The sequence below is a fragment of the Psychrobacillus sp. 05T411 genome (assembly GCF_056396485.1).
Genome location: NZ_JBFTLO010000012.1, coordinates 20468 through 47241, shown reverse-complemented (window position 1 = coordinate 47241; position 26774 = coordinate 20468). Strand labels below are relative to the sequence as shown.

Sequence of the window (26774 nt, the reverse complement as noted above, 5' to 3'; positions counted from 1 at the left end):
ATTATTCAATCTATCCAATATTAATTGGACTGAATAATCAGATAATGATAAAATTTATTTTACAGCATGTAACTAGTACTTCTAATAGAAACAAAACTATTAGTAGATTCCCTGTAACAGTTAGTTAATGACAAAAGTTTTTTATTAGGTTTCCAATAATACTTTGAGGAGGCACGAAATGGAGAATTTTGTTCATGTAATTCCGTATAAAGTGATTGTACAAGCGTCGGAGGTCAATGAAGTTCCTTCAGGTGTAGAATTAATTCAAGCACCTAAGACCTGGGACAAAACAAAAGGAAAAGGTATTAAGGTAGCTATCCTTGATACAGGATGCGATACTAGTCATCCCGATTTACAAGAACGGATTATAGGTGGTCGGAACTTTACGGACGATGATGAAAGTAATCCGGATATATTCCTCGATTACAACGGACATGGCACGCACGTTGCTGGAACGATTGCTGCACAAGAGAACGATCAAGGCGTAATCGGAGTCGCTCCTGAAGCAAGCCTACTTATCGTAAAGGTACTGAATAAAAAAGGCTCTGGACAATATGAGTGGATTATCAATGGAATCAATTATGCCATTGAACAAAAAGCGGATATTATCTCCATGTCTCTAGGCGGTCCAAACGATATGCCTGAACTTCATGATGTGATTAAAAAAGCTGTCAATAACAATATCCTTGTAGTTTGTGCTGCAGGAAATGAAGGTGACGGTGACGATTCCACCGATGAATTCGCATTTCCAGGCTCTTATAACGAGGTCATTTGTGTTGGCGCAATAAATCTTGAACGCCGCTCTTCCGATTTTACCAATTCTCACAATGAAGTCGATTTAGTGGCTCCGGGTGAAAAGATTCTCTCTACGTATTTAAAAGGAAAGTATGCAACATTAAGCGGAACTTCCATGGCTGCTCCCCATGTCTCTGGTGCGCTTGCTCTCATAAAAAGTTTAGTCAACGAAAATTTCGGTCGAGAACTTTCAGAGCCAGAGCTCTATGCCCAGCTAATTAAAAGGACCATTCCACTAGGATTTTCGTCCAAGCTTGAAGGTAATGGGCTCGTTTATTTGACGGTCCTCGAACATTTGAGCGGTATCTTTGAGAAAGAAAATAAAGAGTTGGTTTTGAGTTCACAGTAATATAAATAAAAGGTAATGAACTAACAATTTGGGGATATCTTTGATCCCAAAACGGGTCCGAAGATTTCCTGGACCGCGTATGATAAACTAGATAAACGTAAAAATTAACGACTCTAATTCTCGTTTCAGAAATTGGAGTCGTTACTTTATGTTTATTAAATTTTAAAATGGCTTACTTCAGCTTGGAGTGTTTCTGCTAAATCTGCTAAAGTTTGCGCATTGGCAGTGATTTCTTCGTTTGCCGCAAGTTGCTCTTCGGTTGCTGCACTTGTGTCGTTAGCACCATCTGCAGCAATGGATGCTAGATTTTGCACTTGTTGTACACTTTCTGTTACAGATTCCGTCATTGCGTGAATTTGTTCAATTGCTGCGGAGACAGATTCTACTTTAAACACTACTTGGCCCACACCGTTTTCAATTTCTTTAAATACTTGGATAGACTCTGTTGTTTTCGATAGACCTTCTTCTACTTTTGCCCCGCCTGTCGTAATTGCTTTAACAGCTTCACCGGATGCAGACTGGATTAGTTGAACCATGGATCCAATTTCAGACGCGGAGTTTTTCGATTGCTCTGCAAGTTTACGTACTTCTTCTGCCACTACTGCGAAACCTTTTCCGTATTCTCCAGCACGAGCTGCTTCAATTGCCGCATTTAAGGCAAGAAGATTCGTTTGCTCCGAAATATCTGTAATAAGTGACGTGATGGATTGGATTTCATCGGAATGCTTGGCCATACTTTTCATAATCTCTGTTGTTTCATTAAATGTCGTATGAATCGTATCCATTTGACTTGCAACGTCCGATACAACTGATGACCCTTTTGTTACAAGGTTATGGACACCATCCGTCGATTGTAGCATTTCTTCGTTGTTTTTCGCGATTTGACCGATACCTTGTTGTAATTCAACGATCGATTTCACAGAAGAATCCATGTGATTCATTTGTTCTTCACTTGCGAGCATTTGACCTTCTGCGGATTTTGCGACCATTTGAGTAGATGCTAAACTTTCTTCAGAACTAGCGGAAAGTTCCTCTGCGTTCGCTGCAAGTTGCATCGAAGAATCTCGTACATTCGAAACAATATTTCGAAGATCCGCAGCCATCTTATTAAAAGCAGCCGCCATCTCGCCCACTTCATCTTTGTTTTTAATCTTGATTGATTTCACTGCCAAGTTGCCAGCTGCAATTTCTGTTAGGCCAGCAGTCATTTTCTGAATTGGTTTGGAAATACTTTTACTAATGAAATAAGAAACAAGTGCACCAATAATGACACTTGAGATAGCTAAAATAACCGTGACCATATTTGCCATTTTAGTGTATGCATCTAAATCAGCTCTCGTTTGATCAACACGATCCTGTTGAATTTGTTTAATGTCAGCTAAAGTAGCAAGAATTTCGGTGTTAAGTTCAACCGATTTACCTGCGTATTGAGCGAAATTCCCATCTTGACGTCTCAATTCGATAATGCGATCATTCGATTCAAATAAGGCTACTGTAGTCGTTTGTAAATCTTTCATTAATGCTAATGTTTTCTCATCTGACACACTATCAATAAGTGCTTTCGCAGAAACGGAACCTTTTTCGATTTCGCCTTGGAAGTTTTCAACCGAACTTTCTTTCCCGAACATAACAAACTCTAATATAGAAGTTGCCATTGCTTTTTGAATCTTTTCGATTTCTTCCACATGGTTTACTCTTTCTATATCTTCATCAATTATAGTCTTATATTTGTTGGTAATATCAACAGTTGCAAATATAGACAAACCACTTGAAAGTATTAATAAAATCAATACAGATAAAAATCCAGCCCACATTTTTTTAGTAAGTGTATACTTCATCATATAGCCCCTTTTTCCTATTATTTATGTAATCAGTAATTCTATAGTAACCATATCATTATACATAATGAAAGGTACTTTGTCATATCATTTAAACATAAAAATGGCTTTAAATCATATAGAACGATTTAAAGCCATAAACACTCATTAAGATAATTTAAAATGACTCACATTATTTTGTAGCTCTTCTGCAAGATCCGCTAAAGTCTGTGCATTGGAAGAAATCTCCTCGTTTGCAGCAAGTTGTTCTTCCGTAGCCGCACTTGTATCATTTGCCCCATCAGCAGCATGAGTTGCCAAACGTTGCACTTCAAGCGCACCTTCGGAAACAGATTCAGCCATCGCTTGAATTTGTTGGATTGCTGCAGAAACAGATTCAACTTTAGAACCGACCACTTCAACTGCTGATTCGATTTCCGTAAACACATGAAGAGATTCATTTGTTTTAGCTAATCCATCTTCCACTTTATCTCCACCTGCCGAGATTGCTTTCACTGCATCACCAGAAGCCGTTTGAATCATATCCACCATTTTTTCGATTTCTGAGGCAGAGTTTTTTGATTGCTCTGCAAGTTTTCGAACTTCTTCTGCTACAACTGCGAAGCCTTTGCCATACTCACCAGCTCGTGCTGCTTCAATTGCCGCATTTAAGGCAAGCAAATTCGTTTGCTCCGAAATATCCGTAATGAGCGCTGTAACAGTTTGAATCTCGTTCGAATGCTTGGCCATATTTTGCATAATAACCGCCGTATCTTTGAATGTTGTATGAATCGTGTTCATTTGACTTGCAACATCTGTCACGACATCCGATCCTTTTTTCACGAGTTTCGTCACATCGTCCGCAGCATGTAACATTTCTTCATTATTATCAGAAATTTGGCCAATTCCTTGGGACAGTTCACTCATCGAATTCACAGATGCATCCATATAACGAACTTGTTGCTCACTAGTAGCCATCTGCTCTTCCGCAGATTTCGCCACCATTTGAGAAGAAGCAAGACTTTCTTCCGAACTTGCAGAAAGTTCTTCCGCATTAGCTGCAAGCTGCATAGAAGAATCACGCACACCAGAAACAATCTGTTTAAGGTCCGCTGTCATCGTATTAAAGGCAGTCGCCATTGCTCCAACTTCATCTTTATTTTTTATACGAATAGGCTCAACTGCTAAGTTACCAGCAGCAATTTCAGATAGCCCAGTCGTCACCTTCTTAACTGGATTTGCGATACTTTTGCTGATGAAGTAGGCTACGGCAACACCAAGTAGAATGCTCGCAACAACTAAAATGATAATAAACATTTTAGCCCCTGCTTCATAGGCCGTTAGTTCCTCTCTCGTTTTATCCATATCATTTTGCAAAAATTGTTCGATTTCACTAAGGATATTAACCAAATTAGCATTCATCTCTTTGGCTTCTGCCGTCAGTTTATTAACTGCCGCCGTATCTTTCCTTTGTTTAGCAGCAATTGTCTCATCGACTTTCAACGAAAATGCTTTTCCCTTTTTGTCTAATTCATCGATCATTTCGATTGTTTCCGGAGAAAATAACTTCCCACGAAGCTCTTCCGACAAACTGATCGATTCGTCCATATGAACCTTTACGTTTTTTAAAGAGGCATCTGTACTAAACAATATATAATCGAGCATACTCCGCCCAGTATCTTTTTGGGCAATCTCTAACTCTTTCACTAGATTAACTTTTACCGCCCGATCATCCAATAAAAACTGATATCGCTCACTAACACTAGACACCGTCATAAATGCTAAACCGGAGATTACTAACAAGAGAAATAATACAGCGGAAAAACCTAACCACATTTTTTTCCCAATGGTCATTTGCATAAGAAACCTCCTCTATCTATTATTTTTCCATACTTACTGCATGAAATCGTTTAAATGATACAAAATGTTCCTTCCAATAAACATTACTTAACTTTGCAATCTCCACGCCTTTTGACCCAGCGTGAACAAATTGATCATCGCCTATGTAAATGCCCATATGGGAAATGCCTTCTTTATATGTATTCTCAAAAAATACTAAATCTCCTACAAGTGGATCAGAAACGGTCGCACTTTGCGTGAAATAACTTTCACTACTTTGGCGTGTCATATTCAACCCAGCTTGCATATGTACAAAATGAATAAATCCACTACAATCAAATCCGGCAATGGTATTACCAGCGTATAAATATGGAGTACCTTCTAATAGTTTCGCAAAATCTACTAGCGTACTGTAAACAGCTTGTCCACTTGCAGATAGAGCTTTTGCTTCCACTTCTACAGATTCAGGAGAAGTAATAAATTGTTCCGCCTTTACCTGAACTGGTTGTACCACTTTTTCTGCTTGGGCTTGTGTTACAGGTTTTGTCGTTACTACTGGTGTTGTTGCTTTAGCAGGAGCTTTGGCTGGAGTTTTAGCAGTTGTCGGCTTTGACACAACCAATTTCTGCTTCACATAAATACTATCCTTTGTGAGCTTATTCCATGTTTGTAGTTCTTTCACGGAAACTTTATTCGCTTTTGCAATCTTCGATAAAGTATCCCCTTTTTTCACTTCGTATAGGGTATTCGTGCTTGCTGAGACTGTTGATGCAAATGAAAATATAAGAGCTGTTACTATTAGCACTTCCTTGAACATATAAACCCTCCTTCTATTAGACTAGTAATTTTATCATAGCATTTATTTGATGTTTTCACACTATTAATTTTGTAAATTTATTGCCTGGGAAATAGACGATAGAATGGCAAGATTAAAGCACAACACCTACCTTCTTCTATTAAAAAAGGCAGGTGTTAGTTTACTTCTTATTATCAAAATACATACCATCCATTGTTTGTGTAGCAGCATATGGATTCGTATAGGAACTCTCATGTCGTTTCTTTTGTTGAAGAGACTTAATATCCGTTTTTATTGAAGTCATTACTTTTTCTAGTTCTGTTACAATACCTTTATCCAACTTTAAAAGAGTTTCATATAATTCATGGCTCTTTATATCTAAAGTGGATTTGGAACTTATTCCTTCTATACTTTGTTCTCTAACATCTAACAGCATATTTATTTGTTCAATATGTTCATCCCGATTTTCTTCTGTTGGAGTATTGAGAAGATGGTTATAAAGATTTTGAGAAGCAGTTAGAAAATCTTCTACTTGGCCCATTATGCTTGGTCTCCAGTGAATTGCTTTTGGCGATTCAGCTGAATGACTTGCTTCCAAGTATCTCGAAATTCAAGTGCATACCCTTCTACTTCTTCAATGATTTTTACGTCATTTTGTATATTTGCCTCAATTAGACGATGATTCATATATTCATACATTTGCATCATAGATTTAGAAATTTCAATGTTCATGTTAAGCGTAACCATGAGTTCTTGAATAATTTTTTGTGCCTTTTGCAGATTAATATTTTTCTCTTGGATATTCTTTTCGGTAATCGCTATTTTCGCTTTCCCTAAAAACTTTAAACATCCATTATAGAGCATTAGCGTTAATTCACCGGGTGATGCCGTACTCACACTATTATTTTTATATGCTTGATGGGCCGATTGTGCTGCCAATCTTATACAACTCCTTCTGTGTTAAATCCAAATAATCTAATCATTAACCGCCATTAAATTGTCCCATTAAGAATGAGGACTGCTGGTTAGCTTGAGAGATTGCTTTTTCCATTGCAGTAAATTGTCTCCAATAACGAGATTCTACGTCTTCTAAACGACGTTGGAAATTTGTTATGCGATCATTCATATCGATTAAACTTTTACCAATTGTATATTGTTGATCCGTAAAAGTCGCTTTTCCAGCTTTCTTTTCGATTTTTCCAGTAAAATCTTTAATAGAATCACGAAGTCTTTGTACAATACCACGCGTGTCTTCCGTGTCGGTTTTCGTTCCAGAATTAGTTAACGTTTTTACAACTTGATCTGGATTTTCAGTTAAAGCTTTTTTTAATTTATCTTCATTGATTACTAATTTACCGCCATCTGAATAAACGCTAGAAGTGGTAATTCCCATTTCAGACAATGTGTCGATAATGTTTGCCCCGTTACCGACTTTGCCGTAAATAGCATTGCGCATATCTCCAAGCCCGCTTCTAATGATAGGATCGTTTTTCAGCAGACCACTTTTAGCTTTTTCATCCCAAAGTTCTTGCTCTTTTTCAGACATATCTTTACGCTGTTCATCTGTTAACGGTGGAAAATCACGATATTTCTTTTCTTTTAGCGAATCATTCATACCTGTGATTAATTCATTATATTTTTCAACAAATTCTTTCACCTTGTCGACCATTGAATCGATGTCTGTGTCTGCCTTTAATTGAACAGGTGCAACAGAAGTGTCATTTACATTGAATGTCGATTTAAGCGTTACACTATATCCTGATATGGTGAAAGTATTTGAAGAACGTTCTGTTTCAAGACCATTAACACTAAATTTTGCATTTTTGCCAGCAGTTATGTTAGCGAAATCGATACCTAATTTTCCAATTACACCACTGGTATCCGCCGCAACTTGAATTTCTGTACCTCCATTACCTCCTGTGTTTTTGGCAGTGATTGAAAGTTTTCCACCTTCAAATAATGCGGTAACACCTGCATTACTACTATTAATCCGAGAAACTACTTGATCAATCGTATCAGTCGATTTAATATCAATTTTTACAGCATCCGACATTGTACCGTCTGCTTTAATGGATTTCAGTGAAATAGAAGTATCAGCAGATATTCCAAGTTCACTCATTTTGGAGCTACCTGTAGCAGTAGTAGTAGCTGTTGTTTTTACTTCAGTACCAACAGCTCTTGCGGCGGTAGCCAATTGTGTCACTTTTTCAATTGACAAAGTACCTGTTGCATTTGAATTTGCAGTGGCACTCAGTAAATCTGAATTGGTATTTGATACTGTCTTTTTATTGAAATTACTAGACAATGAAAAATTATTAAATAAGAAATCATCAAAAGTTTTTAACTTCGTATTCACCGAACGGAATGCATCTCGCTGCCATTCGTATGTGGTTTTCTTTGCTGTTAGTTTATCAAGCGGTATTCGCTCTGCTTTCATCAAATCTGCAACTATGGAATCGATATCCATACCGGATGCTAGTCCGCCTACTCTTAATCCTGCCATCTATATGACCTCCTAGATTTTTTCGTCTATAATCATCCCTAAAAATTTTTGCATCGTGTAAAAGGCATCTAATAATTTACGAGGTGGTACTTCGCGAATAACCTCTTCTGTTTCTGCATCTACGACTTCCACATAATAGCGCTCTAAACCGTCGTGCATGATAAATTTAGAATTGCGATTTTGAACAGTCATAAACTCGTTAAGAGCATCTACTGCTTTTTGCACTTTTTCTTTTGGAATTGCGTCTTTTTCATTTGCTATTTGTTCTGCTTGCATCATTTGATTTAGAGAATTCTCGGTTAAACTTGCGTTAGTCACTTCTTCAACTGCTTCTTTTTTTGGTTGAGAAGCAACTGCAATATCATTCTGAGCCTGAGCTGTTATGCGCATCTTAGGCATCCCCCTATCTCCACAATGTCCTTACTTACACTATCGGCATTTTTTTAGAAGTTTTCAGTTTCTAGCAAAATTTTCATGTAATCTGTCGATAATAATAATGTAAGCGATAATATTCACATGGAGGTGAATGAATTGAAAATACAAAACCAGGCATGGATAGCCTTTTCAACGAATCGATATCAAAAAAATGAGTCAGCAATTACGAAAACACTCGAAAAACTATCTGGTGGAGACAAGCTAACTCGTGCAGCAGATAATGCATCCGGATTATCTATTTCAGAAACTATGCGCGGACAAATTCGTGGACTTGCACGTGCACAGCTTAATATGCAGGATGGACTTTCCGTATTAGAAACTACGGATGCAGGACTCCAACATGTGAGTAGTGTGCTTCAACGAGTTCGTGAATTAGCAGTCCAATCTTCTACAGACACTGTGACAAATGAGGATCGAGAAGCAGCACAAAAAGAATTAGATCAGCTATTACAATCCATCGATGATACCGCAAATAAAATGGAATTTAATACGCAAAACATTCTCGGCGATGTTCGGCCTTTATACATACATGTCGGATCAAACGCTGGACAAACGCTTCGAATCGACACTGTAAACGTGAGCACAGATTCACTAGGTATCAAAAATGCTGGTCTATTAACTAGAGAAGAAGCAGAAGAACTTATTTCAATGGTAGATAAAGCCCAATCCATTATTTCCAAACATTTAGCAAATACGGGTTCAGATTACGAAACACTATCTCATCATAAAGACAATGTTTCTAATATCGAAATTAGCCTTCAAAAATCGGAATCTCTTATTCGCGATCCAGATATGGCACTTGAAATGATGGAGTTTGTGAAGCAAGGTATTCGTCAAAAAGGCGATGAGTTGCTGATTAAGCATACGAATGAAAATGTTAGTGATGTGTTGAGATTGTTTGGATAAATGAATAAAACCAGACTGTCAGGGGATTCACCCTGATAGTCTGGTTTTAATTTAAAGGTAAGCGTTGATATGGTGTAAATTGTAATTTATAAAATAGAAGAACACTATTAATCTAGTTGCTTCCTTAAGTTATTAAAGTGAAATGAAGTCTAATCGAATTAGAAATTTCTTAAATAAACTATTCTTTTTACACAGTTATTTAGCTAGCATGACACTTTGGTACACAATGTATGCAACCATCAATACTCTTAAATGGATGACTATTTTTTGCTGTTTGAATAGCACTTTCACAATTATAATGTTTACCTAATTCTTCGAAATTATTAACAGGAAACTTGAAGCATCCCTCCTTATGAACTTCATAATCTCCATTTACTTGCATATTCAAATTCAATACATAACGTTCCATCAAAATCACTCCTTTTCTTTTTGTATAACGAAAGAGAACTAACGTTCTTGTACTCATTATATATTTAGTAGTCTTAATTTTCAACTCTTTATATTTATTTTAATCCAACTCTGAATGGATTGAAAATACACAACCAGATATCGACAGTCTTTTCAATGAATCGATATCCAAAATGAAAAGGCCATTATAAAAATACTTGAAAAATTTTGGGTAAGAAAACTAACTCGTACAAGCCGATAATGTCTTCAGAAACTCTGCGAGGACCAATCAGAAGATTTAGAAGTACAAAGCATAATATACAGGATGGAATTTCTGCTTTCTCGACTCCACACCTAATTTTTAATGTAGTTTAGCACAAAAAAATGTTATCATATACCTATAAACATACTTAAGAGAACATTATCATATACCTATAATCACTTATAATGAAAGGAGAACATCTATGCGTATACAATATAATCAGGGATTATTTACTCAAAATAGATATAATCAGACAAATACCGAATTAAACAAAACATTAAATAAACTATCTTCAGGATACAAAATAAACTCCGCTTCAGATGATGCTGCTGGTTTAAGTATTAGCGAAAAAATGCGTGGGCAAATTCGTGGGCTTAATCAAGCAAGTAAAAATATTCAAGATGGTCTGTCATTAATTAATACTACCGAAGCTGGTTTAGGACAAATTCAAAATCCAAACCTTGTTCGGATGCGCGAACTAATTATCCAAGCAGCCAATGATACAAATACACCGGAGGATCGTCAAAAAATTCAACTTGAGATTGAAGCTTTAAAACGTGGGATAGACGATATAGCAAACGGAACAGAATTTAACACAGTTAAAACGTTGATTCCTGAAGATTTAAAGGTAAAGGACACTGTGAGTGCATCTAAATTTGATATTGTATTTTTAATTGATGATTCCGGTACAATGGGGTCGGATATAGGAATGGTGACTCAAGGTCTTTCTACTTTTTCAGAAAAGATGAATACATATGGAGATGTACGCATTGCTAGTACTAGTATCGTTCATCCAAATCGTGATCTAGCTGCTACTAATGATATTGAAGAAGTAAAGAATCATTTAAAAACTAACCATGTTGCTAATAGTGGTTCTACAAATCCCGATCAAATATTGCTGAACTTATTAAATGGTGGACCAAATAATTTAAATTTACGTTCTGATAGTCATAAAGTATATGTTATCTTAACGGATACCTATCCTGAAAGTAACAACCTCGATAATTTGACTATTAAAAATGCAGTGGATGCAACGAATGCACAAGTCTACGTATTAGGTATAAACAATCATGGCTCAAATGATATAAATTATTTCAACTCTCATTACGGCGAATTTGCTACTGACATTTTTGTTCCTAATTCATCTAGTGATATCTCTGAAAATCTGACACCAAACTTAGCAGATGAAATTATTAAAAATACAGATTTAGAGCATCTATTACAAAAAGATTTAATCATCCATACTGGAGCCAATGCAGGCCAACAAATTATTGTTCCTTTATACGACAACCGTGCGGAAGCTATCGGCATTAATAGCATTGACGTAACTGAATCGTATGATATAACGATGGAAGGACTTCGCCGTGTGGACATCGCAAGCAAGATCATTACCGAGCGTCGTGCTACATATGGTGCTGCATCGAATCGCTTAGAGCATGCATATAACAATGTGAAAAATGCGGAAGAAAATTTAACAAAAGCGGAATCGCAATTACGAGATGCAGATATGGCAAAAGAAATGACAAAGCTTCAGAAAAACCAAATACTACTTCAATCCTCGCAATCCATGATGACTCAGATTAATCAAATGAGTCAGGGGATTTTAGAAATTCTGAAATAACTATTCATAGATAGAAACTTTAGAGGAAAAGACGTCTTCCATGTTATCGATCACTAGTACTGGTCGATAACATGGAAGACGTCCCTCACAATTTTGGTAACCGTACATAATGTATACCATAAACTAGAACCCTAAAAAGGTGTTTTTTATTCAATATGCAGAACTGGTTTCCAGTTGCAGTGACAGAGTCTTTGAGGTAATTAACTCACCGTGAACGTAAGGTGCGCAAAGATGTCTTCTAGTTATATGAAAAACGTAATAGGTACCCGTTGAAATCGAAATTGCGTTGGAACCTGTTACTTGACATTTTATATAAAATTCCGTTTAAAGTTCATCTTTTCTCCTGAGGAATCTTTACATCTGACCAATCAAAAGGATTGCCATCACCTTTGTAGAATTGCTTTCATTAATAAAATTCCAGATTACTTGAAGATTGTAGATAGTCTCTTCCCACTTGATAACATATTCTTTAGGACAGTAATTTATTTCACAAAATGCATATTTTCAGTAATTCCATCATCTCGTTTTACTTTAAAATCATCTTTTTGGGAGCGAATAAGTTTCAAGTCATATTTTTTTGGAAACTCAATAAAATTATGAATATGTTCAATATGCATCAATAACACCACTTCTATTTTGGTGATTTTTTCTATAATATACTCTAACTCATTAAATGCCTCTTGTTTTGCCTGTAATTCTAACTCTAACTTTTTTCTTGGGTCTTCTGGCATTAATACTTGATTACCTACATATTTAATATTCACCTTAAATTGATTTATAAATTCAGTGAAATCTTTTGTCAAATACTCATAGGAATGCTTAAACATTTCTTCAAATTGAATCAATTCTTCTAACAATATCGGATCTTTAATTAACCACTTTTTTTCCCAATTTTCAGTTTTAAATTCAATATCGATATCTAAAAAGTCCTTTAATAATTGTTCTTTAAAGGAATCCTCACCTATTTCTGAAATTATAGATTTTTTATTCTCATTAACTTTAATTATAATTTTTTTCCATTTTTTTAATTCAATTTGAATCATTATGTATCCTGGCAATTCATTTGCAAGCTGCTTTATTCTATCATCCTTACGGTTCGAATCAATTTGTAATTTAGCAATTAAAAATGCTACTGCACCACCAATTATTCCTCCAAAATAACTTGCAAAAAAAGTAAACCAATCTTCTAACTTACCGTTAGTCAAATTAGAAGAAAATTCAAAAATGGTAAAATTTAATACTATTGGTGTCAAAAGAAGCAATAATAAAATTAAAAATATATGTATCATAAACTTATCCTCCTACTGTGAAAAAACTTGATTGTAGAATCATATAGACATGACTGGGCTAAGTCAAAAAAATTTGAATTAACAAAAGTTCGTGTCCATTTTATGAGTTGAAAATGATATCATCATGAATTTATACAAACTGTTGTTGTACTTTAACTCTGCAGTATACACGTTGGTCAAATGTCTAGCGAATATGATACTTCTGAAGTTACTATTAACATTAACAGGCACCAGGTTCTCGTTGAATTCAGAATTGTGCTAGAAACTGGTACCTGCCTGATACTATTTTCTAATCATTTGTTGACACAGGAAGAAGTCTTCCTCAGTATCTATATCATAAGATCGTTCCTTCTCCATCACATATCCTACAGTATCGCTAGTTAGAAATGACTTTGTCACTTTCAGTTGTTCAGTATTTGCTACGTATACGGCTCCATTTAGTGAAAATGCTTTTGGTAAGTCTTGTCTACGAAAAGCAAAATTATCTTGTTTTATTACTGGATTCATCTTCCCGTTTATATCTAGGTTGTACATCCAGTAAGGAGATTGGTCTGATTCTGTTACACTAACACAAAAATCAGCTTTTTTTTCAAAGAGTGTCTCAATTGCTCCATCTATGTCCTCAACTGTCCGGAGTGGAGAAGTTGGTTGTAATAGAACAACAAAGTCATAGTCAGGACACTGTTCAATTGCGTGTAATATCGGAGCAATTCCTGGTGTTTCATCTTGTGCAAGTTCAACTGGTCTAGTAAAGGGTACGTCACAACCATATCGTTTCGCCACTTCTATAATTTCTGCATCTTCTGATGACAAAATTATACGATCAATAAACTTAGATTTTTTCGCTTCTTCGATTGTCCAAGCGATAAGCGGTTTCCCTGCTAATTCTTTAATATTTTTACGAGGAACACCTTTCGATCCGCCTCTCGCAGGGATTACCGCTAAAAAAGTAGGCTTCATTTTATTTCCTCCTCGTAATCAGAATTAGCCCGCTCAAAGTCTGACATGTGACCTATATCCAACCAATATTCTCGCACAGGAAATGCCGAAACATTATTTTGTTTATTCATTAATTGCTTAAACAAGTCTGGCATATCATAAAACTCACCTTGTGGAATATAATCAAATACCTCTGGGCTAAGTACATAAATCCCAGCATTCACGAAACTGCGCTGCATGGGCTTTTCCTTAATGGAAACTAATTGCTGTCCATCTGTTTCAATAACGCCATATGGAATTTGATATTCATATTCTCGCACACACATCGTTGCTACCGCATCTGTATCTTCATGAAAGTGTAGAAGCTGCTCGAAATTAACCTGTGTTAGTAAATCTCCATTCATAACAAAAATAGGATTAGTAGGTTTTTCTTTCAACAAAGACAAGGCTCCCGCCGTTCCCATCCTTTTATTTTCTTCTATATAAGATATAGACACACCGAAAGCTGTTCCATCTTGAAAATGATCTTGAATGACTTCTTTTTTGTAATTGACAGATATGATATAATTTGTAAATCCATATTGCTTAAAGCCTTCAATAATTGTTTCTAAAATTGGTTTATTTCCTACGTTTAGCATTGGCTTTGGAATATTTTCTGTTAATGGACGCAAGCGGGTGCCAAGACCACCTGCCATTAAAATGACTGTATTTTCATTATGTTTAATAGCTGGGTCTTCATCCGCAAAAATAATATCAATAATTTTATTACCTTCACTAATAATTGGTAATTGCTTTAGTTTATGCTTTTTTAACAAATTCAAGCAATCACTATATGTATTTTCGATGGAAGCACAAATAGGAGAAGAATTCATGACCTGATTAATCGGAACATCTAATCCTTCTCCTCTTAAAATACTTCTTCGAATATCTCCATCCGTTACAGTACCGAGTAAATTTTGGTTCTTATCTACAACTGCTGCAAATTGCATGGAGGAGTCATCGATGATTTTCATCGTTTCTAAAAGGGTGTTATTTGCATAGACTAAGATACTTCTCCAATTTTTCATCGACTACACTTCCTTTGCAGGTACTCCAAAAGCTTTTTTGTTTGTACCTATATTTGAAATAACAACAGAACCCGCACCAATAAGCGTGTTCCTTCCAATTTCAACGCCTTGAATAATAGTACTTCCAGAACCGATGTGCGTGTCGTCACCTATAATAACACCCCCTGAAAGAGTAGTTCCTGGCGCTATATGGACATGAGCACCTATTAAACAATCGTGTTCTATAATTGCTCCTGTATTAATAATCGTGTTTTCTCCAATTTGTGCGTGTGGCTGTATAATCGCTCCTGCCATTATTTGTGTTCCCTCGGCTAGCCTCGAATTAAGAGAGATGATTGACTTGGGATGGATACATGTAACAAATGTATAACCTTGCCTTTTCATTTTTTCAAAAATGTTATGACGAACAGTAGAAACACGGATAGTACCTAGTCCTAAAACAAGCTCTACTTCTTCTGGACTATAGGTCTCTATTATCTCATCTGTACCTAGATACTTTACGCAGTATGAATTCGCTTCTTCTCTAGGTCCTGTATAGCCAAGAATATCTCGCTTATGAAGTAATAATATCTCTGTTAAAACAGATGCGTGGCCGCCGTTTCCAATGATAATGATAGATTTATTCATCTATTAAAGCATCTTCATCATATGATATCGAAGCTGTTTCCCCAATAATGGACCAATATTTTGAAGGCTCGATACCACCACCTGGTCTTTTTATAGTTAAATTCTCTGTGGTAAATAATTCGCCTGCTTTTATCGGAGTTTTAGCAACTAAGCTTTTACGCGCAGGAATACGGTTTTGCATTTCTATCGCTGTCGGTTTTTTAATTCCATCGCCTAACGCCAGCTCTATATCTCTAATCCCTTTTATCATCTCTTTTAGCTCATCTGGATTTAAAGATGCAATATGATCCGGTCCTTCTAATGTTTTGTCCAATGTAAAATGCTTTTCTATAACCTTCGCTCCCATGCCAACAGCGGCTATTGGAATATTAATGCCCTCCGAATGATCAGATAAACCAATGGGCAAATAAAAATTACTTTCCATTTCATTCATTGCTTTTAAATTTATTGATTCTATCGGAGTTGGATATTCTGTTGTACAGTGTAATAATGTTACATATTCTTTTAATACTTTTTTTGCCTCGACAGTCTTATAAAAAGCATATACTTGTTCTAATAGAACTTTTTCTTGTGGTTTTGCTAAACCATAGGCAATAAAAGCTAATGCCTCATGAATTTCTTCATTTGTTGCCATACCTGTCGATAAGATAATTGGCTTTCCTTTTGTCGCAATATAATGTATGAATGGTGCATTTGTTAACTCACCAGAAGGAATTTTTACTTTGGAAATAGTAAGTTTATCTAGTAAAAAATCGGCGCTCTCAAAATCAAAAGGTGTCGATAGAAATTCAATTTTCTTTGTTTCGCAATATAATTGTAACTCGGTAAATTCATCGTAGGTTAATTCTAGCTTTTTTAACATTGCAAATTGAGATGTTGCTTCTCCTATATTTTCGACTTGATAATTAGCTTGTTGCGCCTTCTTAGTTACTAAATTCTCTGCTTTAAAGGTTTGAAACTTTACTGCATCCGCACCAGTCTCTTTGGCAACATTTACAAGATCTTTTGCCATCCTTAGTGAACCATTATGATTGACACCTGCTTCAGCTATAATATAAGTTTTCATAGTACTCTCTCCTTTAATAACATAAAAGCCTCTGCTGCTTCAAAGCCACTAGCCGCACCTCGGACATACGCCAGTGATTGAATCGCCTTTTCACTACGAGGAAATGGAAATTCACTTATTTCTGAATCATAAACTTTCATAATTTCAATTTTTTTATCGAGAAAGGGTGCAATATTTACAAATACATTCGGTCTAAAACCATTTGCATCAGGATTTATCGTAAAATCTGTCTCAGATAATGTTTCATAAGCCAATACTTTATCTACAGATGGATATCTAAACCATTTTGTACAAGCCATTGTTGCATCAAATACTGCTTTATGATCTGAATGAATATCACTTGGGTAAGGTGCAAATATAATATTAGGCTGGATTTCTTGAAACACTTCACTTATTTTTCCAATCAAATCACCACTTGGCACCTGATCAAGCGCCGCAGCTTCAAATCCAAGATTGAATGTTTTTTCAAATGGATAGGAACTGGCTACAATTTCAACTTCTCTAGATCTGCTTAGTTTTTTTTCTAGAGTAAAATAATCACTCATCTTAGTAATTATCAACCAGTAAACTTTATCGCCTTGATTTATATGCTTTAGTAAAGTTCCACCACATCCGAGTGTTTCATCATCTGGGTGAGGCGTTAAAACAATTACTTTTTTCAAAATACTCACCTTTTCTAGTATTAATACATGTTTTTTTTCGCTAAAAGTTTTTCTTTAGATGGTAAACTTCGCAAAATACTTATAGTCTTTTTAGCCATATTACCATTTCCATAAATTAGCGAATCTATATTGTCAGCATTATTAAATTTACTATTTAAAAGTACTTTCTCTAATGATGCCCTCAATTCATTAGAATCGGCTTTCACGAACTGGATATTATCCCCTGATATTCTTCCTTTTTGCCTTTCTCCTACATTAATGGCTGGTAATTTTAAGTATGGTGCTTCTAAAATTCCTAATGACGAATTACCTATTAAGAGCTTTGAATGCCTTAATAGATTCACAAATAATTCCCTATCTAAGTTTGAATAGTTATGTACATTAGGATTCGATGAATATGCTTGAATTACCTCAAGTAAATTTTCATATCCTGGGTCACTATTTGGATTACCTATAAAAATTTTCAAATCTAACTCTAATAGTGCGTCCAATATTAATCTAAGATTTTGCGCAGCTTCCTCTATTTCTGAACTCAGTGGATGATAAATTACAACCGCGTAGTCTTCATTAATATTATTACTTATCACTTTAGCTAATTCTTCTTTTGTTAATAGTTTAGTTTCTCTAATTCGGTCAATTCCACCATTTCCAACTACAAAAACACGCCACTCTTCTTCACCCATCTTAAGAAGTCTTTGTCCATGTTCTTCATGCATCACTAGATGAATATGGCTTAATTTTGACGTCGCATGTCTTATTTGTTCATCAACATCACCGTCTTCAGGGATGGTATGATCTCCACCAGCAATATGTATCACTGGTATATTCATATAAGTTGCAGCTAAAGCACCAATAACTGGTTCTTCTCGATCTCCTAAAACTACTAAATAATCAGGTTTAAAATTATCTAAAGTTTCGGCTAATGACTGTAATAACACACCTGTCGATTTTGCCTTTGCACTAGCTGTATTAGAGTAAAATAAATTATCGATTTTCCCTACAATTTTAAAACCATCCTGTTCAACTTGCCGAAAAGAGTAATTATGTAATGGCGTTAAATGTGCTCCTGATACTACGATACCTAACTCAAAATCCTCACTATTATCAATTTCTTTTAACAAAGGATATAACAAGTCATACTCGGAACGAATCCCTGTCAAAACTAATACTTTAGTTTTCATACGTAACCACCCAGTGCCTCGCAACAACACCATTTAAATCAAAATAATATTCTCCTATATCCAATACTTTATTAGGGAAAAATTGCTGTATTTCCTGCTTATCTACTATTATACAAGTTGCACCTATCTGATTAGGTACTTTTGATTCAAAGAGAAAATCTCCTACTTTTTCACTCATAACGTGAGTAATATCATTCACAGCTGTCATTGTTCCTATAAATAGGCCACCAGGTTTTAAAACTCTTGAAATTTCTTTCATTGTCTCTTCAAAGGATTGCAAACTATTGTACGCCAAAACTTGCCATGCAAGAACAACATCAAAATAATTATCTTCATATGGTAATATGTGATTTTCTACTTTTGTTAATTTAGCATTTAAAGATTTTTCTTTAAGTTTTTGCTCTACTAGCTGAATAGCACTTTCACTCACTTCAACTCCATAAACTTCACACCCACTCTCTGCAATATGAATTAGATTTGCTCCTGCCCCAAATCCAAAATCTAAAACTCTTTCCACATCATTATTTGCATAATGGCTATTAAATAAGCGTATTAACATCTCATTTGGATATTTTAAATTGGACAAACCCTTCGAATAAATTTCTTCCCAAATTGCTATATTTTTTTCGTTCATATTATTTTCCCCCTATATTAATTCGTTAAAATATAAAATAATTTCTTCATCTGAAGCATTCATTATAAAATCTAAGATTGATAAATCAGCTATAAATGGCTCTATATTTTGTTTATACTTTGGTGAATGAGATTGTAAATATACTATCTCTATATTTTTTTCCTTAAATTTAGATTCCTCTAAATAATTTTTACTCCCAAGACCTGATACATATACACCGGCATTTAAAATCTCGCAAATTTTTAGTACCAGGTCACCCTTTTTTTCATTTAAATTTAAACTTGAAGATTTTATAATAGGTGTTTCAATATTCAATATTTTCACGAAGAACGTTATTAAATCAAAATTCAGGTCTCCCAAATTATTGTAATCAGAATTATATATTTCATAAATTTCATCTCTATATTTAAACCAGTTTTTAGATTTAGAATAACTCTGTTCAATTGCCTTCCAATGTTTAGCAAGAACTTTCTTATCAGAAATTTTTTTGGCGTTAATACTTTCCTCTGACTTTTGATTTACAGGAATAGTTAACCAATACTCTCCATTTTTACTTCGTAATTTATTTCTATTTTGCACACCATTTTTTTGAAATTGAACATCATCCAGTAAAACAAAATAATCTGACAGCGCTATTTTTTTAAAATAAGGAGACCAAGGCAAATATTGACTTTGATGGATTGATACTTTGTAATTTGCTTTATCCTCTTTCATAGCCCTCTGTCAACTCCTCGTATGCCTCAATCAAGGTATCCATCATGAAAAACTTCTCACCTTTTGCTTTTCCAAGTAAGATAACATTATTGATGTTACTTAACAATAAATCATTTTGGGTCTTCATTTCTTTGATATATGCTTCTGTTAAAATTGGGAATCCATTCTCAATTACCTTATAGTCGAAGCTTAATATGTTACAGGTTTCATCTATAATAGACATTTTAATTAACTCTTGGATAATCTCTTGTTTATTAAATTCCATCTCTTTATCTAAAAAAATTTCAACGGTGCAATTAAAGATATTTTTTTCAACTAATGATTTTGTTAAATTAGGATAAAGCGTTATACGATAGCTTTTCATATTTGGATCTAAACAATATAAATATTGATTTTTCACCTTAAAATTTCTATCTACAACTACATTACAGATTATAGATTTTCGAAATTCTGGTTTAAATCCTTTCGTCTCTCTTTTTATATCAAGATGCTTTAATAGAAAATAAGGAGCTGCGGTCCAAATAACTTTTTCTGGATAAATATATTCACCATTTGATAATTCTAACATTGTAATTTTTTTATCTTCATATTTAATCCCATTAATATCACAATTTGTTTTAATTTTTATACCTAATTCCATTGCTTGTCTGGTTAATTCTTCTATCCATTTTGTTATACCCTGATTATTTTTGGGATAAAACTTTTTATTGGATGACGCTCCTTGCGCATAATCAGGGTATGCAGACTTACTATCAAATTTTGCAGATTTTTTTAATTCTCCAGTAAGATCATAACTTCCAATAATTAATCTACCTATGTCGAATAACTTAAATGATTTTGTATGAAGATTACATAGTGGCTCCCCGACTATTTTTTTCATTAGCGGTTCATAAATTAATTTTGTATACTCATTTCCGTAAACTTTATTTAAATAGCGTTCTAAATTCTCTTCTTGATAATTTGCACCTTCTCCGTTAAGAAAATCGATTAAACCTTCTTGATATTTTTCTTTAGATAATTTTAATGTATTAGCATACCCGCTATTCTCATCCATTGAACCTAAAAAATAATTACCTACATCAAAATTATCAAATACTTCCCACTCTGTTGAGTTTACATGCTTAAATAGAATATCATCTATAGTAGAATTTAATGTTTCACATGGAATATGTGTTCCGTAATCAAATTTAATACCATCTTCATTAGTAATTGATTTTAATAATCCACCGATTTCTTTATCTTTTTCGAGAATAACAACCTGATCAAACTCTCTTTTTAAATATATTGCTGAAAATAATCCAACAATCCCTCCACCTACTACGACTGCACTTTTCATCATATGTCTGACCTACCTATCTGTTTAATACAAGAACTTGGAATATTTATTATTCTTTTTTGAATTAACTCTGTATTTACTAATGTCGATTTTGGACAGTTTTGAAACATGCCTAATTGGTGCATAGGTGTCCAAATCGGACGACTCATTACGCCATTTTCATTTAAAAACGTTAGTACTTCATCTCTTTTTAACGTATCATCTAGCACCAATGTTTGTAGCCAATAGTTACTAGTCGTATGCTTTGGTTCTTTAAAAAGTGTTACACCTACTAATGGTTCTACTAGTTCTTCATAAAAAGCTGTTAGTAGGCGTTTTTGCTCGATAAACGTTGGCATTTTTTCAAGCTGTGCACAACCTAGTGCAGCGTTTATATTTGATAATCGATAATTATATCCAATTTCATCATGCTCATATTCCCAGCGATGAGGCACCTTTGCTGTTGTTGTAATATGCTTTGCATAGTTTGCAGTTTCATCATCATCCGTTAAAATGGCACCACCACCACCAGTTGTAATAATTTTATTGCCATTAAAGCTTAGAGCGCTTACTTTACCAAAGCTTCCAGTATGCTTACCTTTATAATATGAGCCTAATGATTCTGCGGCATCTTCTACTAATACTAAATGATATTTTTCACAGATATGTTGTAACTCTTCTAATTCTATTGGATGTCCAAAAGTATGCATCGGCACGACTGCGCGAATAACACGGCCTGTTTCTTTATTGATTAACTGATTGCCTTTCACATCACTAATTGCTAAAATATGCGCTTCTAACTTTTTTGGATCAAGACCTAATGTTTTTTCAGATACATCCACAAAATGTGGGACTGCACCTAAATAAGTAATAGCATTCGCTGTTGCAATAAACGTCAATGCAGGCATGAAAACTTCTTCATTTGCCTGGACTCCTGCTACCTTTAATGCAATATGTAATGCAGCGGTTCCATTTATAACAGCAACAGCACGTTTTACGCCTGTAAAACGTGCTAAATCTTCCTCAAAACGTGTCACATAAGCACCTACAGATGATACCCATCCTGTTTCGATACAGTCTGTCACATATTCGAGTTCTTTGCCATTGAAGGTTGGTTCGTGCAATGGCACAAAATCCTTCTTATAATGTTCTTTAATCTGTCTGGTAAACTCTAGCCATTGTGTATTCATATATTATATACATCTGCCTTATATTGAGATAAGTTCTTTGGATTAGTAAACCATTCGATTGTGTCCTCAAGACCACGACGGAAGCCATCTTTACCACCGTATTGAGGCTGCCACCCAATTAATTCTTTTGCTTTTTTATTTTCAGCCCATAAACGATTAACTTCACTTTTCTCAGGACGAAGACGTTGTTCATCCGTTTCAATTGTTAAATTAACACCCATGATATCTGCAATCATTTCTGCTGTTTCTCCAATTGATACTTCATAATTGGAACCAACATTAATCACTTCTCCAACAGATCTTATTGAATTCATTACAGAAATGAAACCGCCTACTGTGTCTTTTACATAGTTGAAATCACGTGTTGGGCTAATTGCACCTAGCTTAATAGTAGTTTGTCCATTCGCTAATTGGCTAATAATCGTCGGAATTACCGCACGTGCTGATTGGCGTGGACCGTATGTATTGAATGGGCGAATAACAGCTACTGGAGTGTCAAAAGAACTATAAAATGATAACGCCATTTGGTCTGCACCAATTTTAGATGCTGAATATGGTGACTGTCCTTGCAAAGGGTGATCCTCATCTATGGGCACATATTGTGCCGTACCATAAACTTCACTTGTAGAAGTATGGACTACTTTTTCCACTTCTAATTCTCGTGCTGCCTGAATAATATTAAGCGTACCTTTTATATTTGTATCAATGTAAGTACACGGTGAATGATAGGAGTATGGAATCGCAATAAGCGATGCTAAATGGAGTACATGTGTGCACCCTTTCATCGCGTCTTTTACACCGAAAGGATCACGTATATCACCAGAAAAAACTTCTAAAGATTCTTTTACTTCTTTTGCCGATTGATCTAACCAGCCCCAAGAATTAAATGAATTATAATATACAAAAGCCTTAACATCATGTCCCTGTCTTACTAATTCTTCAGTTAAATGGGAGCCAATAAAACCATCAGCACCAGTTATTAAAATTTTTTTTGACATACAGAACACTCCTCTATTTTTATGCACTTTTACTACATTTTTTTTTGAACATAGACATTATTCACTCAAAATATGCAATAATTCGTTATCAGTAATATAAGGAATGCCTTCTATTCTAGCTCCCCTTAAAGCTGTATTATACAATTTTATACTAGTTTTAGATGTTTTTTTTTCAAACCATCTTTTAAAACTATTTAAATCTGCTCGTGTATTAATGTACTCTCCGTTATTAGCTATAACTTTTCTAAAATTCGTTGTTTCCCGAATTTTAATATTAGATGTAGAATTCATAGCATGTGTATTAGTACCGAAAAACCCTAAATCTTGTCCAAATAAACATATCTTCTCAAATCCCATATACTCAAGTAAAGAAAATGCTGTTGTTGCAACTGAACCACCAGTTTCTAATAATGGTATATCATGAGTTTTAGCAAAATCCTCTGAAAGAGAGTAGCCTTCTTGAAATATTATAAATCTCTCCCCTGCGTGAGTTAATGTCATCTCATGATGAGCAGTAGCAAGGTAAAATAAAACTCCATCATAATCTACTTCTGATATTTGTTTTATGACAAGTGGAGATGGGTCAGTAATAATGACTGCATCTGGGACAATATTATTTTCTAATAAGACATTTAACGCTGAGCCTACACAAAGAACAAACGCTTTTTCTTGTATTTTCCCTAAAATATTCACTGAACTTACCAAAGATGGTCCAGCTGATATTAAAAATGCTAATTTCCCTATATATTGATCATGTAAAAAATTAATAGATGAGTCGTTATTATCAATATTATACTTAAAATTTTCCTTCATTAATGTGCCGAATGTATTATTACTCATTTGCCTTATTTTGATGTTTTCTAAAAAAGGATACAAATGATGATMATAACCTATGGCCTTCATCACAGCGAAAGGAATTATCATTTGAAAATTTAAGAAGAGACCTTTTAAATTACTCTCACTAATTAATTCCACATTGTCAGAAATTATTATTTTCTTGATAGACGAGAATTGATTAAAAACTTCTATCTCCTGTTTATCAATAGGTACCACAATAATTTTCTTTTTTTTATTTAATTTTACTAATTGTTCTAGATGATACCCTAAACCCAACCCAATTAAAACATAACCATCTGCACTCTTGTTATATGCTTGAGTGATAAATTTTTCTGCATCTTTCCTTGGATTATACCTACTATATAAATTTATTTTATTCACAGAAAGTGTATATTCACCATTTTTTGCCAACTTGACATCAAATATCACATCAATTCACTTATTTCGTAAAAAGAACATTCTTCAAAAAATGGCTTAATTTCGTATTCAAACATATCCGCTACTAATACAAAGTCTTGAATTTCTAATCCACTATTGACTTCATTTAAAAATTCATTTATTTTTTCAGGATTCAGAGGATTTGAAAAAGAATTATTTTCTAATAATACATTTGCATCTATCAACCACCCAGCCCCTTCGGAAAATTCTAATATGCTTTTTAGAGCAACAGATAGATTATCAGTTCTAATGTCATCTGCAATTTTTTGACATCCTGATGGTAATTTCGATAAATATCCATTATAACTTTCTATTGTTTCTTTAATTAGTTCCTCCATTTTTTACAACCTCGTTTTCTTCTATTTTTGAAATTAGTTCTTCGGTATACCCAACTGTCAAGTCGAGTGCCTTGATTAAACTACTGTATAATTCTTTATTTTGATTAAATACTCTTTGGAATGCATCTTTTGCAGTCTCTTTTGGAGATGGTAGAAAATTGTTTTGAATATTAATTGTTATTGGATCTAAAATGCTATTCATTGAAACTTCTTCAATTAATTTTTTCAACTTTTCATCATTTTTATTTAGCCTCTTAAGCACACTTGCTAAAAAAGAGTAATTCGAATTATTTGCTTTTAATAGCTTTAAATTGTCACTCAAAAAGTCTTTAATTTTACTATATGTCTCCAATTCTTTTTTCATTGTTTCCAATAGGATAGTTCTATTTTGTTTATCTTGAAAATTGGGGATATTCTTTTCTACAATTTCATCTTTTATATTATTTTGACAAAACTTTTTAAAAGAAAGCTTCAAAAATCCTTTTAGATGAATTCCACCTTCTGTACAATTATAAATTTCTTTTCCCTTTCCAATTGAAAGAAGTAAACTTTCAAAACTCTCTTTCATAGAAAGGAACACATAATCTGTTAATACTGCTTCTTCGTAATATCCTTCTGTTAAAAACATTCCTCTAGCTTTTTTATATTCTTCATCAATAACTTTGTAGTGTTTATTGTTTTCTGCATGGGTCTTATTATTTGTAAACGCTAAATCTTGTCCAATGATCGCAATCGGTCCACTCGTAATATAAGTAGCGACTGTAAGTGCGAAATTCGCAACAGATCCACCTCCTGCAATGTCAGGGAGTTCTATGTTAGTTATTTTTTCAAAATGATTTTTCATTTTTTCTTTTCCAAAAGTATTGAATATAAATGCTGTTTTTTTGAAACTCTCTCGAATACCAAAGTGACTAGTAAAACTATAAATATACGTTATTTGTTTTGAATGAATATCTTTAAAATGATTATAATTAGCAATAGATCCATCAACAGACACAACAAAATCAGGAATTATATTGGAACTGAGCAATGTATTAATCGTTGAGCCTGCCGCAATAATTAAAAATTGATCCTTTACTTCATTCAATAATGGTAATTGCTTTGTTAAAGATGGACCTCCAGAAGCTATTACAATTGGAAGATCAAATTTTCCTTTTAGTTCTAGAAGAGATCTGTCACTAACGCCATTGTATAAGTTAAAAAGATAATTTTTTTGCCAATCCTCTGCAAAAAATCTGATTGTATTTTCATTAATACGATTTAATTTTGCTTGTTTCGCTACAATTCCTAACATTTCCCTATAATAATCATTCGCTATTTTATCATAGTTAGGTGATAGAATCACATGTACTCGTCTATTAAATTTCTCAATCTTTGTACCAATAATTTTTTTAAATATATCATCTTCTAGTTTCTTTAATACTATACCTTTTGGTTCAATTCCATCATTCAATAAATCAAATAAAGGATCAATTATTAAAATATCTTCATTGCTCCCTAATTTTTCGATAAAAGCTTCTGCAATATACCCGAGTCCATAACCAAAAAGAATATGCAAACTATTTGCCTTATAGTTTTTTTCAACCAATTGGTAAGCTTCTTTTTTGGGGTCATATTTACTATGTAAAAAAAAACCGTTTACTTTTACAGTTAAATCATTGGATTTAGTTATCATTTTTTCTATTTCAAAGTCTCTATTCATAGTTACACCTCTAATTTATTATCGGTTCAATTATAAATATATAAAGAAGGACAAAAAAAAAGATCGA

At 34.1% G+C, this 26774-nt stretch carries 26 protein-coding genes; 3 read left to right on the top strand and 23 right to left on the bottom strand.

All coding sequences use genetic code 11. The annotated features are described in order from the left end of the window. Positions 1-178: 178 nt before the first annotated feature. The gene (locus AC1DFT_RS11765; protein WP_478158940.1) at positions 179-1144 is read left to right on the top strand and encodes a S8 family peptidase; all 966 of its coding nucleotides are present in this window, start codon (positions 179-181) and stop codon (positions 1142-1144) included. 155 nt (positions 1145-1299) lie between these two features. On the opposite strand, the gene AC1DFT_RS11760 is transcribed toward AC1DFT_RS11765, so the two are convergent. The 7 genes from AC1DFT_RS11760 to AC1DFT_RS11730 all read right to left on the bottom strand — a co-directional run bounded on the left by AC1DFT_RS11760 (position 1300) and on the right by AC1DFT_RS11730 (position 8489). Continuing rightward, a complete protein-coding gene (locus tag AC1DFT_RS11760) occupies positions 1300-2982 on the bottom strand; it encodes a methyl-accepting chemotaxis protein (RefSeq protein ID WP_478158939.1) in 1683 nt (560 codons plus the stop codon). Between the two features lie 147 nt (positions 2983-3129). After that, positions 3130-4821 (bottom strand): HAMP domain-containing methyl-accepting chemotaxis protein, encoded by a 1692-nt coding sequence (locus tag AC1DFT_RS11755; protein ID WP_478158938.1) that lies wholly within the window; start codon positions 4819-4821, stop codon positions 3130-3132. 19 nt (positions 4822-4840) lie between these two features. After that, positions 4841-5617 (bottom strand): C40 family peptidase, encoded by a 777-nt coding sequence (locus AC1DFT_RS11750; RefSeq protein ID WP_478158937.1) that lies wholly within the window; start codon positions 5615-5617, stop codon positions 4841-4843. A gap of 160 nt (positions 5618-5777) precedes the next feature. Then, a complete protein-coding gene (gene fliT, locus AC1DFT_RS11745) occupies positions 5778-6137 on the bottom strand; it encodes a flagellar protein FliT (RefSeq protein ID WP_478158936.1) in 360 nt (119 codons plus the stop codon). Next, positions 6137-6535 carry a flagellar export chaperone FliS gene (gene fliS, locus AC1DFT_RS11740; protein ID WP_478158935.1) on the bottom strand — a complete coding sequence of 133 codons (399 nt, stop codon included), beginning with the start codon at positions 6533-6535 and terminating at the stop codon, positions 6137-6139. Before fliS ends, fliT begins: the two co-directional genes overlap by 1 nt. Positions 6536-6578: 43 nt before the next feature. Further along, complete coding sequence (locus AC1DFT_RS11735) at positions 6579-8099, bottom strand: flagellar hook-associated protein 2 (RefSeq protein WP_478158934.1); 1521 nt, start codon at positions 8097-8099, stop codon at positions 6579-6581. 12 nt (positions 8100-8111) lie between these two features. Next, positions 8112-8489, bottom strand: coding sequence for a flagellar protein FlaG (locus tag AC1DFT_RS11730; RefSeq protein ID WP_478158933.1), 378 nt, complete (start codon positions 8487-8489; stop codon positions 8112-8114). Positions 8490-8630: 141 nt separating this feature from the next. Between AC1DFT_RS11730 and AC1DFT_RS11725 the strand changes: the two genes are divergently transcribed. Then, entirely contained in the window at positions 8631-9440 is an 810-nt protein-coding gene (locus AC1DFT_RS11725) for a flagellin N-terminal helical domain-containing protein (RefSeq protein ID WP_478158932.1), read from the top strand. A 199-nt stretch (positions 9441-9639) separates the two neighbouring features. Here the strand turns inward: AC1DFT_RS11725 and AC1DFT_RS11720 are convergent, their stop codons facing one another. Then, positions 9640-9849, bottom strand: coding sequence for a hypothetical protein (locus tag AC1DFT_RS11720; RefSeq protein ID WP_478158931.1), 210 nt, complete (start codon positions 9847-9849; stop codon positions 9640-9642). 442 nt (positions 9850-10291) lie between these two features. Here AC1DFT_RS11720 and AC1DFT_RS11715 point away from each other — a divergent pair, with 442 nt between their 5' ends. After that, positions 10292-11710: a flagellin N-terminal helical domain-containing protein gene (locus AC1DFT_RS11715; RefSeq protein WP_478158930.1), complete on the top strand. Its 1419-nt coding sequence runs from the start codon at positions 10292-10294 to the stop codon at positions 11708-11710. A 482-nt stretch (positions 11711-12192) separates the two neighbouring features. On the opposite strand, the gene AC1DFT_RS11710 is transcribed toward AC1DFT_RS11715, so the two are convergent. The 15 genes from AC1DFT_RS11710 to AC1DFT_RS11640 all read right to left on the bottom strand — a co-directional run bounded on the left by AC1DFT_RS11710 (position 12193) and on the right by AC1DFT_RS11640 (position 26707). Next, a complete protein-coding gene (locus tag AC1DFT_RS11710; RefSeq protein ID WP_478158929.1) occupies positions 12193-12999 on the bottom strand; it encodes a hypothetical protein in 807 nt (268 codons plus the stop codon). Positions 13000-13281: 282 nt separating this feature from the next. Then, positions 13282-13959, bottom strand: coding sequence for an acylneuraminate cytidylyltransferase family protein (locus AC1DFT_RS11705; RefSeq protein WP_478158928.1), 678 nt, complete (start codon positions 13957-13959; stop codon positions 13282-13284). Continuing rightward, positions 13956-15005, bottom strand: a complete 1050-nt coding sequence (locus tag AC1DFT_RS11700; RefSeq protein ID WP_477919382.1) for a nucleotidyltransferase family protein — start codon at positions 15003-15005, stop codon at positions 13956-13958. The genes AC1DFT_RS11705 and AC1DFT_RS11700 overlap by 4 nt, the downstream gene beginning before the upstream one ends. A 3-nt stretch (positions 15006-15008) precedes the next feature. Beyond that, entirely contained in the window at positions 15009-15632 is a 624-nt protein-coding gene (locus AC1DFT_RS11695) for an acetyltransferase (protein WP_477919381.1), read from the bottom strand. Then, positions 15625-16698, bottom strand: a complete 1074-nt coding sequence (neuB, locus tag AC1DFT_RS11690; RefSeq protein WP_477919380.1) for an N-acetylneuraminate synthase — start codon at positions 16696-16698, stop codon at positions 15625-15627. Before neuB ends, AC1DFT_RS11695 begins: the two co-directional genes overlap by 8 nt. Next, positions 16695-17369, bottom strand: coding sequence for a PIG-L deacetylase family protein (locus AC1DFT_RS11685; RefSeq protein WP_477919379.1), 675 nt, complete (start codon positions 17367-17369; stop codon positions 16695-16697). Before AC1DFT_RS11685 ends, neuB begins: the two co-directional genes overlap by 4 nt. Before the next feature lie 11 nt (positions 17370-17380). Then, entirely contained in the window at positions 17381-18541 is a 1161-nt protein-coding gene (neuC, locus tag AC1DFT_RS11680) for a UDP-N-acetylglucosamine 2-epimerase (RefSeq protein WP_477919378.1), read from the bottom strand. Continuing rightward, positions 18531-19175 carry a class I SAM-dependent methyltransferase gene (locus AC1DFT_RS11675; protein WP_477919377.1) on the bottom strand — a complete coding sequence of 215 codons (645 nt, stop codon included), beginning with the start codon at positions 19173-19175 and terminating at the stop codon, positions 18531-18533. Before AC1DFT_RS11675 ends, neuC begins: the two co-directional genes overlap by 11 nt. Positions 19176-19187: 12 nt before the next feature. Then, complete coding sequence (locus AC1DFT_RS11670; RefSeq protein ID WP_477919376.1) at positions 19188-19889, bottom strand: WbqC family protein; 702 nt, start codon at positions 19887-19889, stop codon at positions 19188-19190. Then, positions 19876-21228 carry an NAD(P)-binding protein gene (locus AC1DFT_RS11665; protein WP_477919375.1) on the bottom strand — a complete coding sequence of 451 codons (1353 nt, stop codon included), beginning with the start codon at positions 21226-21228 and terminating at the stop codon, positions 19876-19878. Before AC1DFT_RS11665 ends, AC1DFT_RS11670 begins: the two co-directional genes overlap by 14 nt. Further along, a complete protein-coding gene (locus tag AC1DFT_RS11660) occupies positions 21225-22394 on the bottom strand; it encodes a LegC family aminotransferase (protein ID WP_477919374.1) in 1170 nt (389 codons plus the stop codon). Before AC1DFT_RS11660 ends, AC1DFT_RS11665 begins: the two co-directional genes overlap by 4 nt. After that, positions 22391-23392 carry an NAD-dependent 4,6-dehydratase LegB gene (locus AC1DFT_RS11655; protein ID WP_477919373.1) on the bottom strand — a complete coding sequence of 334 codons (1002 nt, stop codon included), beginning with the start codon at positions 23390-23392 and terminating at the stop codon, positions 22391-22393. The genes AC1DFT_RS11660 and AC1DFT_RS11655 overlap by 4 nt, the downstream gene beginning before the upstream one ends. 57 nt (positions 23393-23449) lie before the next feature. Beyond that, positions 23450-24658 (bottom strand): motility associated factor glycosyltransferase family protein, encoded by a 1209-nt coding sequence (locus AC1DFT_RS11650; protein WP_477919372.1) that lies wholly within the window; start codon positions 24656-24658, stop codon positions 23450-23452. Beyond that, entirely contained in the window at positions 24655-25005 is a 351-nt protein-coding gene (locus AC1DFT_RS11645) for a hypothetical protein (RefSeq protein ID WP_477919371.1), read from the bottom strand. Before AC1DFT_RS11645 ends, AC1DFT_RS11650 begins: the two co-directional genes overlap by 4 nt. After that, positions 24989-26707, bottom strand: coding sequence for a motility associated factor glycosyltransferase family protein (locus tag AC1DFT_RS11640; RefSeq protein ID WP_477919370.1), 1719 nt, complete (start codon positions 26705-26707; stop codon positions 24989-24991). The genes AC1DFT_RS11645 and AC1DFT_RS11640 overlap by 17 nt, the downstream gene beginning before the upstream one ends. Between the last annotated feature and the right edge of the window lie 67 nt (positions 26708-26774).

Excerpts from the sequence above, each read along its gene's own strand:
- AC1DFT_RS11675 (WP_477919377.1), bottom strand. The coding sequence starts at position 19,175 with ATGAACGAAAAAAATATAGCAATTTGGGAAGAAATTTATTCGAAGGGT.
- AC1DFT_RS11750 (WP_478158937.1), bottom strand. The coding sequence starts at position 5,617 with ATGTTCAAGGAAGTGCTAATAGTAACAGCTCTTATATTTTCATTTGCA.
- AC1DFT_RS11715 (WP_478158930.1), top strand. The coding sequence starts at position 10,292 with ATGCGTATACAATATAATCAGGGATTATTTACTCAAAATAGATATAAT.
- neuC (WP_477919378.1), bottom strand. The coding sequence starts at position 18,541 with ATGAAAACTAAAGTATTAGTTTTGACAGGGATTCGTTCCGAGTATGAC.
- AC1DFT_RS11710 (WP_478158929.1), bottom strand. The coding sequence starts at position 12,999 with ATGATACATATATTTTTAATTTTATTATTGCTTCTTTTGACACCAATA.
- AC1DFT_RS11695 (WP_477919381.1), bottom strand. The coding sequence starts at position 15,632 with ATGAATAAATCTATCATTATCATTGGAAACGGCGGCCACGCATCTGTT.
- AC1DFT_RS11720 (WP_478158931.1), bottom strand. The coding sequence starts at position 9,849 with ATGGAACGTTATGTATTGAATTTGAATATGCAAGTAAATGGAGATTAT.
- AC1DFT_RS11640 (WP_477919370.1), bottom strand. The coding sequence starts at position 26,707 with ATGAATAGAGACTTTGAAATAGAAAAAATGATAACTAAATCCAATGAT.
- AC1DFT_RS11730 (WP_478158933.1), bottom strand. The coding sequence starts at position 8,489 with ATGCGCATAACAGCTCAGGCTCAGAATGATATTGCAGTTGCTTCTCAA.
- AC1DFT_RS11700 (WP_477919382.1), bottom strand. The coding sequence starts at position 15,005 with ATGAAAAATTGGAGAAGTATCTTAGTCTATGCAAATAACACCCTTTTA.
- AC1DFT_RS11705 (WP_478158928.1), bottom strand. The coding sequence starts at position 13,959 with ATGAAGCCTACTTTTTTAGCGGTAATCCCTGCGAGAGGCGGATCGAAA.
- AC1DFT_RS11645 (WP_477919371.1), bottom strand. The coding sequence starts at position 25,005 with ATGGAGGAACTAATTAAAGAAACAATAGAAAGTTATAATGGATATTTA.
- AC1DFT_RS11735 (WP_478158934.1), bottom strand. The coding sequence starts at position 8,099 with ATGGCAGGATTAAGAGTAGGCGGACTAGCATCCGGTATGGATATCGAT.
- AC1DFT_RS11760 (WP_478158939.1), bottom strand. The coding sequence starts at position 2,982 with ATGAAGTATACACTTACTAAAAAAATGTGGGCTGGATTTTTATCTGTA.
- neuB (WP_477919380.1), bottom strand. The coding sequence starts at position 16,698 with ATGAAAACTTATATTATAGCTGAAGCAGGTGTCAATCATAATGGTTCA.
- AC1DFT_RS11755 (WP_478158938.1), bottom strand. The coding sequence starts at position 4,821 with ATGCAAATGACCATTGGGAAAAAAATGTGGTTAGGTTTTTCCGCTGTA.
- AC1DFT_RS11670 (WP_477919376.1), bottom strand. The coding sequence starts at position 19,889 with ATGAAAGAGGATAAAGCAAATTACAAAGTATCAATCCATCAAAGTCAA.
- AC1DFT_RS11655 (WP_477919373.1), bottom strand. The coding sequence starts at position 23,392 with ATGTCAAAAAAAATTTTAATAACTGGTGCTGATGGTTTTATTGGCTCC.
- AC1DFT_RS11660 (WP_477919374.1), bottom strand. The coding sequence starts at position 22,394 with ATGAATACACAATGGCTAGAGTTTACCAGACAGATTAAAGAACATTAT.
- AC1DFT_RS11765 (WP_478158940.1), top strand. The coding sequence starts at position 179 with ATGGAGAATTTTGTTCATGTAATTCCGTATAAAGTGATTGTACAAGCG.
- AC1DFT_RS11665 (WP_477919375.1), bottom strand. The coding sequence starts at position 21,228 with ATGATGAAAAGTGCAGTCGTAGTAGGTGGAGGGATTGTTGGATTATTT.
- fliT (WP_478158936.1), bottom strand. The coding sequence starts at position 6,137 with ATGGGCCAAGTAGAAGATTTTCTAACTGCTTCTCAAAATCTTTATAAC.